The following is a 16,002-nucleotide window of genomic DNA, read 5'->3' on the forward strand; positions in this document are numbered from 1 at the left end:
GCCGCAAAAAGCGGCCCACGCTCGATTTTAAAGCAAAGCGCGGAGAAACCTACATCCGCAACTTATTTTACAGCTGTGCCAACAGCGACTCCGCCGTGCCCTTCTGCTCGGCATTGCCTTCGCTGAGCGCTTCTTGCAGGATTTCCCGGGCGCCTTCCTTGTCACCCATATCGATGTAGGCGCGCGCCAGATCGATCTTGGTGGTGACCGGGTCATCCAGCTCGGCACCGAAGTCGAGCACATCGTCACCGCCGGCCGAATCGGAGGCGATATCCAGATCCAGGCTGACACCGCCCAGATCGGCTGCCTGGCCGGCCGATGCGGCGCCGTCATTCATATCGAAGTCAAAATCCAGTCCGGCGGCCAGGTCCGGCGTGTCGAGATCGGCCAGGGGCTGGCTGGACTTCGGCATGGACAGCTCGGGCATGCTGAGTTCCGGCATATCCGCGCTCAGATCCAGCGCACCTTCGGAAGACGCCGAGTCACCGGGCAGGTCGATCGGGATGTCCAGGGACAGGATGCTGCTGTCCGATGCTGCGGCAGCCGACGCTGCGGCAGCCGACGCTGCTGCGGCCGGGGTAGCAGCGGGCTTGCTGGCCGGTGCATCCAGATCGAAATCGCCGATATTGAAGTCCATCTCGGCCGGCGCTTCCACCGCAGGTGCGGCGGCAGACGCGGGAGCGGCATCGAAACCCAGGTCGAAGTCCAGCGACTCGCCGGCTTCCAGGGCCGATTTGGCTTGTGCCACCGGGGTATCCAGCTGGAAATCCAGCTCAGGTTCGGCCGAGGCCGGCTGGACGCGCTCCACCACCGGGGTGGCGAAGCGACCGGTATCACCCATCTCGCCCAAGGTACCGGCCGACAGGATCATGGTCTTGTCCAGCGCGCCGGTGTCCACCGGCGCCTGCTGGCGGTACAGGGTATTCTGCGGATCCAGCGCCCGACCCATATCGGCGGCCTGCGCCCACAGCGGACCTTGACCCTGGGTGCCGGAATACAGCTCCTGCGCGGTGGTCTCGAAGGCTGCCGCGTTCTTGCGGCCGCTGTAGATCTCCAGCAGCTTGAGGCGAACTTCCTGGCGGGTACCGTCGCGGGTCAGCGCGTCCTTGAGAATTTCCTCGGCCTGGGCATCACGGCCATAAGCCATGTAGACCTCAGCCTCAGCAATGGGGTCGACTTCATCCGTGTCGATTGTCCCCAGCCCGGCCCGGCTGAAATCCGTTAAAAAGGAATTCTCGGTCACGCCGGTGCTGATAACGGCACCGCCGGTATTGCCCACCATGGTGTTCGACTTGAGGTCGGAACCGGTGATCACGCTATCTTCGAAACTGCCCTTCTTGCGACGGCGCGACATCCAGAAGGCACCACCGCCGATCAGCAAGGCGGCCAGCCCGGCACCGCCCAGTATCAGCGGATCTTCCAGCATGGACGGTTCCGGCTCAGGCTCGCTGATCGGAACAAGGATTTTCTTCTTCGGCTTGGGTGGCGGCTCGGCCACGGGCGGCTCGACCGGCGGAGGCGGTTCGACAGCTGCGGGCGTGGCGGTCGGCGCGGCGTCGAGCGGCTTGTCGGCTGGCGGCGGTTCGACCTTGAGCGGCTCAGGCGCGGTCAAGGCCGGCTTGCTATCAAGCGGCTTGGGTTCGACCGGCTTGAGTTCGGGCTTGGCCAGGGAATTCTTGGCTTGCTCGGCCTGCTTTTGCAGATCGGCGCCCTGCTTGCTCTTGAGCGCCAACAGTTCTTCCAGCTTCTTGTTGGTCCGCTCCAGGTCGCTGACCCGCTGGTTGGCTTCACCCAGGGCTTTTTGTCGCGCGGCGGATTCTTCTTCCAGCGACAGGACTTTTTCCCGCAGCTTGCCGTCTTCGCCCTTGGACAGTTTCAAGGTGTCCTTGGCGGCCGGTTCCAGCGACTTGGCTTTATCTTCCACCTTGGCGGTGATCTTGCCGCTGCCGGAGCTTGGCTCGGCGCGCGATGCGCCGGCGTTGTCCGCCAGCTTGGCACGGTAGGCGCGCCAATCTTCGGCTTGAACACGGATTTCCTTGTTCGCCGCCGAGCGCTCGACGGCGCTCAGCTCATCCTTGCCGGGAATATTCAGCACACGGCCTTTTTTCAGCCGGTTCATGTTCTTGCCGTCGAAGGCATCCTGGTTGGCGCGATAGAGCCCCACCAGCATCTGCTCCAGGCTGACGCCTTCGACCATATTCATATGGGCGACCGCGGCCAGGGTGTCACCCGACTTGACCGTGTAGGTCTGCTCGCCCTCCGGGCGGGGTTCGGACGACGGTTCCGCCTTCTTGGCCGCTTGCGGCTTGCTGACCGGCTCGGGCTTGGCGGGCAGCGGCGGCTTGCTGGCCGGTGCGATCACGCTGGGCGCCGCGCTGGCGGGCCTGGACGACGGCGCGGCGGCCGTGCTGGCGCCCGGGGTATAGCCCACCGGGTCGAGCAGGGCGGAGTACTCGCGCAGCACGCGGCCACCGTCCCACTTCAATTCAATCAGGAAATCGAGAAAAGGCTCGTTCACCGACTGCGCGGAATTGACGGCAATGAAATATTGCCCATTCGAACGCTTTTCCAGATTAAAGCGCAAGCCCAACGACGTGGACGGATACTCGATCTGCGCCTCGCGGTACGACTCGGGCGTCGCCAGTGCCGCCCGCAGCGATTCGACCTCGGCGGCCTGGACCGCGACAAGGTCTATTTCCGCGCGCAACGGTTGACCCAACCCGGACAGTACATTCAGACGGCCAAGTCCGGCCGAATGGACGACTGCAGGGATCGTCGCTAGGGCTACTGCCAAGGCAGTGGCTTTGATTTTTGATTTGATTCGCACGGCTCCCACCTTTTTTGCGGAGTCAGAATTCCAACAAATAAACTAACATCATGGGGTTACACACGCAAGCTCACGCGCCACTTGAGTTTAGACAGCGATTTCGGCAAATAAAAAGAAAAAAATTGCCGCTTACATTTCAATGAGATACATGACATTGGCGTGAAACACCCCGGTCCGGGCTAAGCGGGCTGCGCTGCAACAACGCGTTTTACCGGGACCTTGCGGAGGTCCCAATTCGCTTTCGCCCAGTCCCAGATATCGTTCAGACCGGCGGATATTAATGCTTCGGGCGCTTGCTGTCCTAGACTTTGCAAACCCTGCCATAGCAGACGGGGCGCATGCAAGGGATCCAGCGCCGGCGCTAAAGTCTGCTTGCTGAGCTTTTCTCCCGCGCTATTGATCAATACCGGCAGATGGGCGTAATTGGGCTGCGGATAGCTCAGCATTCTTTGCAAATAGATTTGGCGCGGGGTCGAGTGCAGTAAATCCGCGCCGCGCACAATATGGGTAATACCTTGCTCGGCGTCGTCGACTACCACCGCCAGTTGGTAGGCAAAATATCCATCGGCCCGCAAAAGAACAAAATCGCCCAGTTCGGCGGGCAAATCCTGTTGCTGCCAGCCCTGGATCGCGTCGTCAAAGGTAATAATTGCCCCATCGCCCAGGCGGGCCCGCCAGGCTCGAGCCGGCCTGCCGGCGGCGATACCGGCGCGGCAGGTGCCGGGATAGACGGGTCCGTCGATGCCGCGCACGCTGGAATCGGCGATTTCCCGGCGGGTACACGCGCAACCGTAGGCCAGCCCAGCCTTCAGCAACTGGTCCAGCGCAGCCCGGTAAAGAGGCAAGCGACGGCTCTGGTAGCCGACTTCGCCGTCCCATTCGAAGCCGAAGGCCTCCAGCGTGCGCAATATGCCGTCGGCGGCGCCCGCCACTTCGCGCGGCGGATCGAGATCCTCCATCCGCACCAACCATTCGCCGCCTTGCCGGCGCGCCTCCAGGCAGCTCGCCAAGGCAGCCAGCAGCGAACCGGCATGGAGCGGGCCGGACGGGCTGGGCGCGAAGCGGCCACGGTAGGGTCTTATGCTGGGTTTGTCTTTGGAAATAACCATGCTATTCGGGGTTGAACGGGCGCTTCTGCTACAATTCTTTCCATTCACGGAACGTTGAACAAGCCTGTCGTCGTGCAGATGCACGGCGGAGCATTTTCAACGCGCCCTTAGCGCCGCAATTAATTCGAAGGACTGAGTGTTATGACTTACGTGGTGACCGACGCCTGCGTGAAGTGCAAATATACCGACTGCGTAGATGTCTGTCCGGTGGATTGCTTTCGCGAAGGCCCTAATTTTTTGGTAATCGACCCGGACGAATGCATCGACTGCACGCTGTGCGTGGCGGAATGCCCGGTCGAGGCGATCTACGCGGAAGACGACGTACCCGCGGACCAGCAAGCATATATCCAGCTCAATGCGCAATTGTCCCGCAGCGCCGCCTGGACACCGATCGTGGAGAAGAAGGACCCGCTGCCCGATCATGACGAATGGGCCGGCAAAACCGGCAAGCTGCAGTTCCTGGACCGCAACGGCGCCTGATCGCTTCCATCCGGCGCCGCTTGTCGGCGCCACCCCTCCTGCTCCACTCGTTCCGGCAGGCGCCGGAATGAGAAAACCCCATCCGGAACACGCGCCATGCGGAAAAATCGCGGTCCTGCCTATCCGCTTGCCGTTCTCTCCCTGGCCTTGTCCTTGCTGGCGCCGTTAGCAGCCACCAGCCCAGGCCCGGCCGCGCCACAGCCGCTGGGGCAGATCGAAGGCGTCAGCGCTTACCGCCTGGCGAATGGGCTGCAACTGTTCCTGATCGAGGACGACAGCAAACCGGTCACCACCCTGGTACTCAATTATTTCGTCGGTAGCCGCGACGAGCTCTATGGCGAATCCGGCTCCGCCCATCTGCTGGAACATCTGATGTTCCTCGGCACTCCCAGCATTCCCGCCCCGCGCGATGAATTCCGCAAGCGCGGCATGCAGCAGAACGCCACCACGCAGTACGACATCACCAGCTATTTCGAACGCTTCGCCGCCAGCGATACCAATCTGGAATGGGCGCTGCGGATGGAAGCAGACCGCATGGTCAATGCCACGGTCACGGCCGAGGCGCTGGCGCGGGAAATGACGGTGGTGCGCAATGAACTGGAGCGCGGCGAAAACTCGCCCGCCAACCTGCTGCACCAGCGCATGCAGGCCAGTGCCTACCGCTTCAACAAATACCGCGAACCCATCATCGGCAACCGCAGCGACGTGGAGCAGGTCGATTCCGTCCGCCTGCGGGAGCTGTACCGGCAGTTCTACCGGCCGGACAATGCCGCCCTGGCGATCGCCGGCAGTTTTGATCGCGACAAGGCGCTGGCCTGGGTCGAGCGCTATTTCGGCGCACTGGCCAAACCGGCACACGCCCTGGTACGCCGCCGCAGTATCGAACCGGCGCAGGACGGCGAGCGCAGCGTGACCCTGCGCCGGCCCGGCGAACTGCCCCTGCTGTTCAATTACTACCATATACCCGCCTGCATGCACGCGGATTACCCGCCCTTGGCGGTGCTGTCCTTCCTGGTCGGCAATGGCGCCGACGGCCGTCTGCAGAAGTCGCTGATCGAACCGCGCCTGGCCCTGGGGGCAACGCGACATCCGACTGCGCTACCGAGCCCGGACTATTCCGCGTCAGCCTGTCGCTGCCCCGGGAGGCGGATATGGCGCGCAGCGAAGGCGCACTGGCCAGGCTGCTGGAGCAGGAGCTGGTGGCCGCCATCAACGACGAAACCGTCATTCGGGCCAAATCCGCCTTTCTCAGCAGCTATCACAACGCCATCACGGATGCCCACAGCCTGGCCGGCATGGTGGCCAACAGCGCCCAGCTCGGCGACTGGCGAATCGGCTTCTACAACCGCGACCGGCTTGAAGCGGTCAGTACGGCGGACGTGATACGGGTCGCCAAGGCCTATTTGCGGTCGGCCAACCGGGTCAGCGGCCGATTTATTCCGACCGAACGCAGCGAGGTCGTCGAGATACCGGCCACCCCGGCCGTCGCCGAACTGCTCAAGGATTATCGCGGGCGCGACCAGGGTGCGACGGCAGGCGAGAAATTCGAACCCAGCGTGGCCAATATCGCCGCCCGCACCATTACCGGCCAGCTCCCGAATGGCCTCAAATACGCCTTGCTGCCGCGCAAGCTCCGGGGCGGCAAGGTCTACGCAAAGCTGAATGTCCGCTTTGGCGACGAAACCTCCCTTTTCGGCATGGAAGCGATCGCCGATATGCTGGACAGCCAGCTGGGCACGGCCACCCGCCGCCGCGACAAGGTTGCCATCGCCGCCGAAATGAGCCGACTAAGGACTGGTATTACCCTGGACGCCGGTTCGCAGGGCGTCACCGCCCGCATCAATACCGAGCGTGCGCAACTCGCGCCCTCGCTGGCGTTGTTGGCCGAAATGCTACGCGAGCCGCGCTTCAGCCAGCAGGAGTTCGATGTCGCCATCAATCGCATGCGCGAGAGCATTGACGCCTCGCTCACCACCAGCGACCCGGATCAGCTGGCCGCACGCGCGCTGGACCAGTACTTCGGTGGCAGCTGGCCACGCGGCGATATCCGCCATTACAGTACGCCGGCGGAACTCAAGCAGGACATCGCCCGGCTCGACCTGGCATCGATGCAGCGTTTCTATACCGATTTTTATGGTGTCGGCGAGGGCGAGTTGATCCTGGTGGGCGATTTCGACGTTGAACAAACCCGGACCGCCTTGAACCGGCTATTCGGCGACTGGCGCACCCCCGCGCCCTATCGCTTTGCCGCCGAGCCGTACACCGAACTCGCGCCACGCTATTTCCGCATCCAGACCGCCGATCGCGCCAACGCCACCTACCTGGCCCGCACCAACCTGCCGGTGGGCTTGCTGCACCCGGACAGGCTGGCCATTCAGGCAGCCGTCCGGCTCCTGGGCGATGGCGATAAATCGCGCTTGTTCCAGCGCATCCGCACGCAGGAAGGCCTGAGCTACGGCATCAGTAGCGGCGCCCGTTTCGGTCGCCAGGATGCCTGGGGAAGCTGGCGCGTCTCGGCCAGCTACGCGCCGCAAAACCGAGAGCGGGTCGAGAGCCTGATCCGGGAGGAAATCGATCGCGCTCGCCGCGAGGGGTTCCGCCAGGATGAGCTGGACGACTTGAAAGCCGGCTGGCTACAGCAACTGCAAGCCAGCCTGGCCGGCGAAAGCAGACAGATCGACCTGCTGCAGAACCTGGTGCGCCATGACGAGCCCTTGAGCCGGGCGGAGCAGGAGATCGCCAATCTGCAAAAACTGACGCTGGCCGACGTCAACCTGGCCTTGCGTACCTATCTCGATCCAGCCCGCTTGAGTATCGCGGTAGCCGGCAACTTCGACGGGAAAAAGCCCGCGGAATAGCGGCCGGTCGCCTCGCTATCCACGCAACAAACGCCACAGGGTGGTACGGCTGATGCCCAAGCGTGCGGCGGCCAGGGACCGGTCGCCGCCGCATTCCCGCAGCACCGCCTCGGCACGCTGCCGGCGAGCGATATCGGCCGTCACGGCCAGCGGCGTTTCCGCCTCGCGGAGCCCTTGTTTCGGCCCGCTCGCCAACTCCGGCGCGAGGCGGCGCACATCCTCCACCCCCAGCGCACGGGTAGCGCCGAAGAAAACCGCCAGCCGCTCCACCACATTCTGTAATTCGCGCACATTGCCGGGCCAGGCATAGCCGCTCGCCAGTCTCAGCAGCGGCTGGCAAAGCTGCTCGGCCGGCAGGTCGGCGCCCAGCCGCGCCAGCGCATCGGCGGCCAAGCGGTGGGCCAGCAGCGCCACGTCCTCGCCACGCGCGGCCAAGGGGGGAAGTTGCAGATTAAGGATATTGAGGCGGTAATAAAGATCGGTGCGAAAACGTCCCGCTGCCAAGGCCGCCTGGAGATCCGCATGGGTGGCGGCGATCACCCGCACCTCGACCGGAATGGGTTCGGAAGCACCCAGGCGCAACACCTCCCGTTCCTGCAATACCCGCAACAAACGGGTCTGCAAGGGAAGCGGCATATCGCCGATCTCATCCAGGAACAAAGTGCCGCGGTCGGCCAGCTCGATCAGGCCCGGCTTGCCGCCGCGGCGCGAGCCGGTAAAGGCACCCTCCTCGTAACCGAATAGTTCGGACTCCAGCAAGCTATCCGGGAATGCCGCGCAATTCAATGCGACAAAGGGACCGCCTGCCCGTTTCGACAACTGGTGGATGCCCTGGGCAAACAACTCCTTGCCGGTACCGGAAGCGCCGCTGATCAGTACCGATGAATCCGATCCGGCGTACAGGTTGGCCAGCTCTTTCGCTACCCGCATGGCGGCCGAGTCACCCACCGCATCGCGCAAGCTGTAGCGCGCCCGGAACGGGCTCTTGCGGGCCTCCGCGCGCAATTTTCGGTCAGCCCGTTCAATGGCGGCGGACTCCTGCAAGGTCAATACCGCACCCACTTGCTGACCCGCCTCGATCAAGGGCAGGCGCTGGGTCACCAGGCGCTTGCCGGCCACCGTGACGACCTCGTCGCGACGGGCCTCGCCGCTTTTCAGGACGCCCGCCAGGGAGAGTACCGGCGCCAATTCCGACAGGCGCCGGCCGACCGCCCAATCGCCGGCCACCCCGACCAGGCTGGCCAGGGCCGGATTGATGGTCTGCACCCGCTCGTCCATATCCACCGCCGCGACGCCTTCCGACAGACTTTCCAGGATGCGGTCCAGCCGCTCGCGCTTGGCCTCCTCCAGGCGGGCCACCCGGGTCAGTTCCAGCGCCGCTTCGAACGCCGCCTGGACGGATTCGAGCGAGTAGATCAGCACGCTGGGCAGCTCGTACTGCCCGGCCAGGTGCACGATCTGGCTGGAGCCCACCACCACCGGCCGGACCGCCCGCGACAGGGTATCGAGATGACGCCGCGCCTCCTGGTCGGTTTCGTAGATCAAGGGCGTCAGTTCGATATTGAGGATGGGCTTGAGCGCCTCGAACTCATCCGCCAGGCGGCGCCGGGTCAGCAGCACCGCGCGCGGATTGAGCCGCCGCGCCGCAACCAGCGCGCGCAGGATGTCATAGCCGCTGACCTTGATCTGCGCCACCGGCACATCGAGGGCGGTACGCAGCAATTCCGCCCCGCGCCCGGCGGCGATGACGGCGTCGAGCAAGCCGGCCTGCACCATTTCGCGCGCGGTCGCCACGGCCTCTTCGGCGGGTTTTTCAATCAGGCGGAGTTCGAAGCGCTGACCCAGGCCGGCGGCCAACTGACGGACCAGTTCGGCCAGGGCACGGGTGGCGACCACGCCAAGCTGGGGAAGAGCGGAACGGGACATGGTGCAAACGGGAAACGGAATGTTTCAGAATAAGAACAAGCAGCTTTCTTGGCAAGCAGGACGGGCATACCCACCATACCGTACGGCACGCAACTTTCCTCAGTCTGGCCGCAGCGAGCCTAAGCATGGCCAGCTGATTGCAGCGCGCTGGGGCCCGTCACATACAATGAAACAGGTTCCAACATTGAAACATTCGAATCCAAATCTGCGACAATACCGTCACCGCCAAGCCCACAGCCGCGCCCGCCGCCACGGTCTATGCTGCTGATTCGTCAAGCCTTTCGCAGCGACGCCCTACCCACCCCTCGCGCTGGCCCGGCTTTTGCACCCGACTCGCCACCGCCGTCCAGGAGAACCCAATGAATCCGTCCACGCCAGGCGCACGTTTCCGCGCCGCCGTCCAAGCCGAAGCGCCGCTGCAGATCGTCGGCGCCATCAATGCTTATGCCGCCCTGCTGGCCGAGCATAGCGGCCACAAGGCGCTTTATGTGTCCGGCGGGGGCGTTGCCGCCAGCTCCTGCGGCATCCCCGACCTGGGCATCACCACCCTGGAAGATGTCCTGATCGATGTGCGGCGGATTACCGACCGCACGCAACTGCCGGTGCTGGTCGATATCGATACCGGCTGGGGCGGCGCCTTCAATATCGCCCGCACCGTGCGCGAAATGATCCGTGCCGGCGCGGCCGCCGTGCATATCGAGGACCAGGTACTGGCCAAGCGCTGCGGCCATCGGCCGGGCAAGGCCATCGTCTCCGCCGGCGAGATGGTGGACCGGGTCAAGGCGGCCGTGGATGCCCGTACCGACAGCGAATTCGTCATCATGGCCCGCACCGACGCCTTGGCCGTGGAAGGACTGCAGGCCGCCATCGACCGCGCGTGCCTATGCGTCGAGGCCGGCGCGGACATGATCTTTCCGGAAGCGATGGAATCGCTGGAGATGTACCAGGCCTTCGTCGATGCGGTAAAGGTGCCGGTGCTGGCCAATATCACCGAATTCGGCAAGACCCCGCTGTTCACCCGGGCGCAACTGGCTTCGGCCGGCGTGGGCATGATGCTGTACCCGCTATCGGCCTTCCGCGCCATGTCCAAGGCCGCCCTCAATGTCTACGGCCATATCGCCGCAGAGGGAACCCAGCAGGGCGTGCTCGATACCATGCAGACCCGGATGGAGTTGTACGATCACCTTGGCTACCACGTTTACGAGCAAAAACTGGACGCCCTGTTCGCGGCGGAAAAGCAGGCCTGACCACGGTACCGAACGGCCGGCCGCGTAGTGCGAACACATCCGGCCACGAACAAGACAAAACGCTATTGCAATTCAGCCGGCCACGCGCCGCCGCCCTACCTGGAGACAATTGATGAGCGACACCCCCGTCACCCCCAAGCCGAAGAAATCGGTCGCCCTGTCCGGCGTCGCCGCCGGCAATACCGCACTGTGCACCGTGGGCCGCACCGGCAACGACCTGCACTACCGGGGCTACGATATTCTCGATGTGGCACAGGCCTGCGAGTTCGAGGAAATCGCCCATCTGCTGGTCCACGGCAAACTGCCCAACCAGGCCGAATTGACCGGCTACAAGCAAAAGCTCAAATCGCTGCGCGGCTTGCCGGCGGCGGTCAAGGCGGTGCTGGAAAGCCTGCCGGCCGGCGCCCACCCGATGGATGTCATGCGCACCGGCGCGTCGGCCCTGGGTTGCGCGCTGCCGGAAAAGGACGACCACAATATCGCCGGCGCCCGCGATATCGCCGATCGCCTGATGGCCAGCTTCGGCTCCATGCTGCTGTATTGGTACCACTACAGCCATAACGGCAAGCGGATCGAAGTAGAGACCGACGACGACAGCATCGGTGGCCATTTCCTGCACCTGCTGCATGGCCAGCAGCCGTCCGACAGCTGGGTACGGGCCATGCACACCTCGCTGGTCCTGTATGCCGAGCATGAGTTCAACGCTTCCACCTTCGCCGCCCGCGTCATCGCCGGCACCGGCTCCGATATGCATAGCGCCGTCACTGGCGCCATCGGCGCGCTGCGCGGCCCCAAGCATGGCGGCGCCAACGAAGTCGCCTTCGAGATCCAGAAGCGCTACGACAGCCCCGACGAGGCGGAAGCCGATATCCGCGCCCGGGTGGAACGCAAGGAAGTGGTGATCGGCTTCGGCCACCCGGTCTATACCGTCAGCGATCCCCGCAATGTGGTCATCAAGGAAGTGGCCCGCCAGCTATCGCTGGAAGCCGGCAACAGCAAGATGTTCGACATCGCCGAACGGCTGGAAAGCGTGATGTGGGACATCAAGAAGATGTTCCCCAATCTCGATTGGTTCTCGGCCGTCAGCTATCACATGATGGGCGTACCCACCGCCATGTTCACACCACTGTTCGTCATCGCCCGCACCAGCGGCTGGAGCGCGCATGTGATCGAACAGCGCATCGACGGCAAGATCATCCGCCCCAGTGCCAACTACACCGGGCCGGAAGACCTGTCGTTTGTGCCATTGGCGCAACGGAAATAAGGCCGGACCGGCGGTGTTGTCGCGGTGCCTTACCGTTCGCACCACCTGGACTCGGCATAAATACAACGGTTTTTCGCTGCCGGCCAAGCGCTCGCTGCCCGCGCCGCCGCGACCCGCCTGGTTTGCCCTCCGGGTGGGATTCGTACCGCGCTTCTGTAATCACACACTGGAGTCTCTTGTGCTAACTTTGCCCGCCGTGGCGATACCGACCCAGGGCTTGCCACGGTGCGGACATGACACAAGGGAAATACGGTAAATGAATGCAATCTTGCGCAAGACCGAGTCCGGCTTGCAGGCGCTGCAGGTGCGCGAAGGAACGGCCAGGCTGCCGGTGCGTCTGCGCACCCTGTTGTTGCAGGTGGATAGTCAAAAGAGCCGGCAACAGCTAGGCGAGCTGGCCATTTCGCTGGGCAATACGGCCGATATCGTCGACAAGCTGCTGGAAATGGGCTTGGTGGAGATCGTGCCGGGTAGCGAGCTGGCCACCGAAGCAGCACCGGTCGTCGAAGCCACGCCGCCGCCTGCGGTCGCGGTCAGCGCACCTAGTGCGCCGGTCAAGATCGAACCACCGGTATTGCTGGACGAGGAAGAGCAGCCCGTCGCGCAGGAAGATCTGCCGGTCTCGGCCAAGCTGCCCGAGCACTTGCGCCCGGTCGCCGCGCTGATGCGCAAACTGGTGGAAATCCATCTGGGCATCAAGGCCATGCTGCTCAAGCGCCGGATCAGCCACTGCGATACCGAAGCGGAACTGCGTCTGGCCCTGGTGGCGCTGCGCGAAGCATTGGGCAAGGCCAGCAATACCGCCAAGGCCGATACGATTTTGCAGGAGGTCTACGTCCACCTCCCCATGATCGGCCTTAACCGTCCCAAGAGTTTTTAACCCCCGCAAATCAAGGATACCGTCATGTCCGCCGCAATCTCCAACGTCCGGCCCGATCCCGATCAGGTCCTGGTCGATATCGCCGACTATGTCTGGCAATACGAAGTCCAATCGACCGAGGCTTACAACACCGCCCGCCTCTGCCTGATGGATACCCTGGGCTGCGGCTTCGAAGCGCTGGAATACCCTGCCTGCACCAAGCTGCTGGGACCGATCGTCCCCGGCACCGTCGTACCGAACGGCGCCAAGGTGCCCGGCACCTCCTTCCAGCTCGACCCCATCCAGGCCGCCTTCAACCTGGGCGCCATGATCCGCTGGCTGGACTTCAACGACACCTGGCTGGCAGCCGAATGGGGCCACCCGTCCGACAACCTCGGCGGCATCCTGATGGCGGCCGATTGGCTGAGCCGTAGCCGCGTCGCCGCCGGCAAGTCGCCCATCCTGATGCGCGAAGTGCTGACCGCCATGATCAAGGCACACGAGATCCAAGGCGTGCTGGCCCTGGAAAACAGCTTCAACCGGGTCGGCCTCGACCACGTCGTGCTGGTCAAGGTCGCCTCGACCGCCGTGGTGACCAAGCTGCTGGGCGGCACCCGCGAAGAAATCATCAATGCCGTCTCGCAAGCCTGGGTGGACGGACAAGCGCTGCGCACCTACCGCCACGCGCCCAACACCGGCTCGCGCAAGTCGTGGGCGGCGGGCGATGCCACCAGCCGGGCCGTGCGCCTGGCGTTGATCACCCTGAAGGGCGAAATGGGCTATCCAGGCGTGCTGAGCGCCAAGGGCTGGGGCTTCTACGACGTCCTGTTCAAGGGCAAGCCTTTCCAGTTCCAACGCCCCTACGGTAGCTACGTGATGGAGCAAGTCCTGTTCAAGATCAGCTTCCCGGCCGAGTTCCACTCGCAGACCGCCGTGGAATGCGCCATGACCCTGCACGCCAAGCTGGCGGCGCTGGGCAAGGGTGCGAGCGATATCAAGAAGATCACCATCCGCACGCACGAAGCCTGCATCCGCATCATCGACAAGAAGGGTCCGCTGAACAATCCGGCCGACCGTGACCACTGCATCCAGTACATGGTGGCGGTACCGCTGATCCACGGCCGCCTGACCGCCGCCGACTACGAGGACAGCATCGCCGCCGATCCCCGTATCGACGCCCTCCGCGACAAGATCGTCTGCGTGGAAGACACGGCCTTTACCGCCGATTACCACGACCCGGAAAAGCGCTCCATCGCCAATGGCCTGACCGTGGAACTGAACGACGGCACCGTCCTGGCCGAAGAAGTCTGCGAATACCCGATCGGCCACCGCCGCCGCCGCGGCGACGGGATCCCGCTGCTGGAAGCCAAGTTCAAGACCAACCTGGCCCGCAAGTTCCCGCTCAAGCAAGCATTGGCGATTTACGCGCTGTGCGATGACCAGCAGAAACTGGAAGTAACGCCGGTCAACGAGTTCGTGGATCTGATGGTGATTTGATCCTTAGGCCGTCGCCAAGGGACGATAGAACGGGGAGCTGGGCTCCCCGTTTTTTGTTCTAACCCAGCCTGTTCTTGAGGCGGGAGATGATGTCCATGCGTTCGTGCAAAATGGCAAGAATCAATGCCGGTTCGCCAACCTTTGGAAGACAGAAGATGTAGTGGCGCCCCGTCGCTTTCATTCGTAAGCCAGGAAGCAGCGAACTCATGTCCTTGAACACCCGTCGCCGGTTGCGACCTCGTAGGCCGCCTTCTCGATCTGTTCGATGTAGGCGCGGCACCGTAAATCACACCACTTCTCGACGGTGTAATGGGTGATCTCCCGAATGTCGGCGGCAGCGCCTTTGGTTAGGACATACGACTTGGTCACGAAGGCCCTCTCGCCGACAATACTTCGTCAGCCACCTCGGTGATGCTGCGATCAGTCACATCCCCGCGCTGTGCCTCGGCCATGCGGCGCGACAGAAGGGCCTTCAAGTCGTCGAGCGCTTGGTTTTCATCGGATACCGAAGGAAACAGACGCTCAACGGCATACTGTTTGATGGTCTTCCCCTGCAGCGCTGCCGCAGCCTTGAGGGCTTGATGCTGCTGCTCGGTGACATCAATCGTTAGCAGGCTGGTGAGAAACTCGTCAGAGTCCCACTGTGCTGCAGGAAAGCTGTGGAAATACAGTATTTTGTTCAAAAATCAGGCAATTTTCGCCTATTTTCTGAGCAAACCTCCCTGATCTGGTCGGATTTTCCCACGCAGTTACTGATGCAGGGAGTTTCTCACCAGCCTGCTAGTGTGGTGTACCTGAAATAGCATTAATTAATAACTTTGCCTGCACGAGCAATGGCCTCAAGGATTGAATCTGCGCTTTTGCGCCATACAAAGGGCTTCGGGTTGGTGTTGTGGATGTCCAAGTAGTGGCGGATTGACTGCTCTAGATCGGCGACGCTGCTGTGGGCACTACGCTTGATCCACTTCTCACTGATTTGTGAGAAAAAACGCTCCACAAGGTTGAGCCAGGAGGCCGAAGTTGGCGTGAAGTGCAGATGGTAGCGTGGCCTGCTGGCGAACCAGGCACGCACCTTCTCCGTCTTGTGCGTCCCGTAATTGTCCATGATCAGGTGGATATCCAGGTCTGCCGGTACGCTTGCGTCGATGGTATTGAGGAACTGCAGAAATTCGACGCTCCGGTGGCGACGTTTGAGTTGGCCAATGACCTTGCCAGTGGCCACATCCAGAGCTGCGAACAGCGAAGTCGTCCCGTGCCGCTTGTAATCGTGTGTCCGGGTTTCTGCTTTGCCGAACGTAAGCGGAAGTGAAGGCTGCGTTCTATCCAGTGCCTGAATCTGGCTCTTCTCATCCACGCAGAGCACCAAGGCACGATCCGGCGGGGCGAGGTACAAGCCCACCACATCGCGGACCTTATCGACAAAATTCGGATCGGTGGAAAACTTGAACGTCTCCAGCCGATGGGGCTTGAGCCCGAACGCGTGCCAAATGCGCTGCACTGTGGACGCCGACACGCCTGTTGCCTTGCTCATCGTGCGCACGCTCCAGTGCGTCGCGTCAGTAGGCTTACTGTTCCGGACACGATCAATCACCGCCTGAACGTGTTCGTCTAGCACCGTGCGAGGCCGCCCCGACCTCGGTGCATCGGTCAGCCCTGCCAGACCATACGACTCGTACCGACGACGCCACCTTGAGACGGTCTGCGCAGTGGTATCCAGCCGCTTCGCGATCTCTTTGCCTCCTTCGCCGTCAGCACAACTGAGCACAATCTGAATTCGTAGCTTCTCATCGGCCGGCGCCTTGCGCAGCGCCAAACGTGCATTCAGCTCTCTGCGCTGCTCTTCGGATAGTTCCAGCTTCTTGATCGGGCGGCCCGTTCTGGTCATCGTCATAGTCTCCATGAGCTATTGAACTACGACAACTATACCAAATATTT

At 62.9% G+C, this 16,002-nt stretch carries 12 protein-coding genes; 7 read left to right on the forward strand and 5 right to left on the reverse strand.

Annotated elements, in window-relative coordinates:
- Nucleotides 1–67: 67 nt before the first annotated feature.
- Both FNU76_RS02650 and gluQRS read right to left on the reverse strand, forming a co-directional pair.
- Nucleotides 68–2,794 (reverse strand): motility hub landmark protein FimV, encoded by a 2,727-nt coding sequence (locus tag FNU76_RS02650; RefSeq protein WP_143856267.1) that lies wholly within the window; start codon nucleotides 2,792–2,794, stop codon nucleotides 68–70.
- A gap of 212 nt (nucleotides 2,795–3,006) precedes the next feature.
- A complete protein-coding gene (gluQRS, locus tag FNU76_RS02655) occupies nucleotides 3,007–3,936 on the reverse strand; it encodes a tRNA glutamyl-Q(34) synthetase GluQRS (RefSeq protein WP_143856268.1) in 930 nt (309 codons plus the stop codon).
- 141 nt (nucleotides 3,937–4,077) lie between these two features.
- Here gluQRS and fdxA point away from each other — a divergent pair, with 141 nt between their 5' ends.
- The 3 genes from fdxA (at nucleotide 4,078) to FNU76_RS24305 (ending at nucleotide 7,274) form a co-directional block, all read left to right on the forward strand.
- A complete protein-coding gene (fdxA, locus tag FNU76_RS02660) occupies nucleotides 4,078–4,416 on the forward strand; it encodes a ferredoxin FdxA (RefSeq protein ID WP_143856269.1) in 339 nt (112 codons plus the stop codon).
- Between the two features lie 96 nt (nucleotides 4,417–4,512).
- Nucleotides 4,513–5,799, forward strand: a complete 1,287-nt coding sequence (locus FNU76_RS02665; protein WP_143856270.1) for a M16 family metallopeptidase — start codon at nucleotides 4,513–4,515, stop codon at nucleotides 5,797–5,799.
- Between the two features lie 560 nt (nucleotides 5,800–6,359).
- Nucleotides 6,360–7,274 carry a M16 family metallopeptidase gene (locus FNU76_RS24305; RefSeq protein WP_263405653.1) on the forward strand — a complete coding sequence of 305 codons (915 nt, stop codon included), beginning with the start codon at nucleotides 6,360–6,362 and terminating at the stop codon, nucleotides 7,272–7,274.
- A gap of 15 nt (nucleotides 7,275–7,289) precedes the next feature.
- Here FNU76_RS24305 and prpR read toward each other — a convergent pair whose 3' ends face one another.
- Nucleotides 7,290–9,200: a propionate catabolism operon regulatory protein PrpR gene (gene prpR, locus FNU76_RS02675; RefSeq protein ID WP_143856272.1), complete on the reverse strand. Its 1,911-nt coding sequence runs from the start codon at nucleotides 9,198–9,200 to the stop codon at nucleotides 7,290–7,292.
- A gap of 359 nt (nucleotides 9,201–9,559) precedes the next feature.
- Here prpR and prpB point away from each other — a divergent pair, with 359 nt between their 5' ends.
- From prpB to FNU76_RS02695, 4 genes are all read left to right on the forward strand, one after another.
- Nucleotides 9,560–10,447 carry a methylisocitrate lyase gene (gene prpB / locus FNU76_RS02680; protein ID WP_143856273.1) on the forward strand — a complete coding sequence of 296 codons (888 nt, stop codon included), beginning with the start codon at nucleotides 9,560–9,562 and terminating at the stop codon, nucleotides 10,445–10,447.
- 112 nt (nucleotides 10,448–10,559) lie between these two features.
- Nucleotides 10,560–11,711 (forward strand): bifunctional 2-methylcitrate synthase/citrate synthase, encoded by a 1,152-nt coding sequence (gene prpC, locus FNU76_RS02685; protein WP_143856274.1) that lies wholly within the window; start codon nucleotides 10,560–10,562, stop codon nucleotides 11,709–11,711.
- 256 nt (nucleotides 11,712–11,967) lie between these two features.
- Entirely contained in the window at nucleotides 11,968–12,591 is a 624-nt protein-coding gene (locus FNU76_RS02690; protein ID WP_143856275.1) for a hypothetical protein, read from the forward strand.
- Nucleotides 12,592–12,615: 24 nt separating this feature from the next.
- Nucleotides 12,616–14,067, forward strand: a complete 1,452-nt coding sequence (locus FNU76_RS02695) for a bifunctional 2-methylcitrate dehydratase/aconitate hydratase (protein ID WP_143856276.1) — start codon at nucleotides 12,616–12,618, stop codon at nucleotides 14,065–14,067.
- A gap of 365 nt (nucleotides 14,068–14,432) precedes the next feature.
- Here FNU76_RS02695 and FNU76_RS02705 read toward each other — a convergent pair whose 3' ends face one another.
- Together FNU76_RS02705 and FNU76_RS02710 are read right to left on the reverse strand one after the other, a co-directional pair.
- Nucleotides 14,433–14,750: a type II TA system antitoxin, ParD family gene (locus FNU76_RS02705; protein WP_223879201.1), complete on the reverse strand. Its 318-nt coding sequence runs from the start codon at nucleotides 14,748–14,750 to the stop codon at nucleotides 14,433–14,435.
- A gap of 122 nt (nucleotides 14,751–14,872) precedes the next feature.
- Nucleotides 14,873–15,952, reverse strand: a complete 1,080-nt coding sequence (locus tag FNU76_RS02710; protein WP_144280546.1) for an IS630 family transposase — start codon at nucleotides 15,950–15,952, stop codon at nucleotides 14,873–14,875.
- Between the last annotated feature and the right edge of the window lie 50 nt (nucleotides 15,953–16,002).

It is taken from the genome of Chitinimonas arctica (assembly GCF_007431345.1).
In the GTDB taxonomy this organism is placed as follows: domain Bacteria; phylum Pseudomonadota; class Gammaproteobacteria; order Burkholderiales; family Chitinimonadaceae; genus Chitinimonas; species Chitinimonas arctica.

Bases quoted from the DNA above. Each gene is read 5' to 3' on its own strand.
- prpR (WP_143856272.1), bottom strand. From the start codon at position 9,200: ATGTCCCGTTCCGCTCTTCCCCAGCTTGGCGTGGTCGCCACCCGTGCC.
- FNU76_RS02710 (WP_144280546.1), bottom strand. From the start codon at position 15,952: ATGACCAGAACGGGCCGCCCGATCAAGAAGCTGGAACTATCCGAAGAG.
- gluQRS (WP_143856268.1), bottom strand. From the start codon at position 3,936: ATGGTTATTTCCAAAGACAAACCCAGCATAAGACCCTACCGTGGCCGC.
- FNU76_RS02695 (WP_143856276.1), top strand. From the start codon at position 12,616: ATGTCCGCCGCAATCTCCAACGTCCGGCCCGATCCCGATCAGGTCCTG.
- fdxA (WP_143856269.1), top strand. From the start codon at position 4,078: ATGACTTACGTGGTGACCGACGCCTGCGTGAAGTGCAAATATACCGAC.
- prpB (WP_143856273.1), top strand. From the start codon at position 9,560: ATGAATCCGTCCACGCCAGGCGCACGTTTCCGCGCCGCCGTCCAAGCC.
- FNU76_RS02690 (WP_143856275.1), top strand. From the start codon at position 11,968: ATGAATGCAATCTTGCGCAAGACCGAGTCCGGCTTGCAGGCGCTGCAG.
- FNU76_RS02665 (WP_143856270.1), top strand. From the start codon at position 4,513: ATGCGGAAAAATCGCGGTCCTGCCTATCCGCTTGCCGTTCTCTCCCTG.
- prpC (WP_143856274.1), top strand. From the start codon at position 10,560: ATGAGCGACACCCCCGTCACCCCCAAGCCGAAGAAATCGGTCGCCCTG.
- FNU76_RS24305 (WP_263405653.1), top strand. From the start codon at position 6,360: ATGCGCGAGAGCATTGACGCCTCGCTCACCACCAGCGACCCGGATCAG.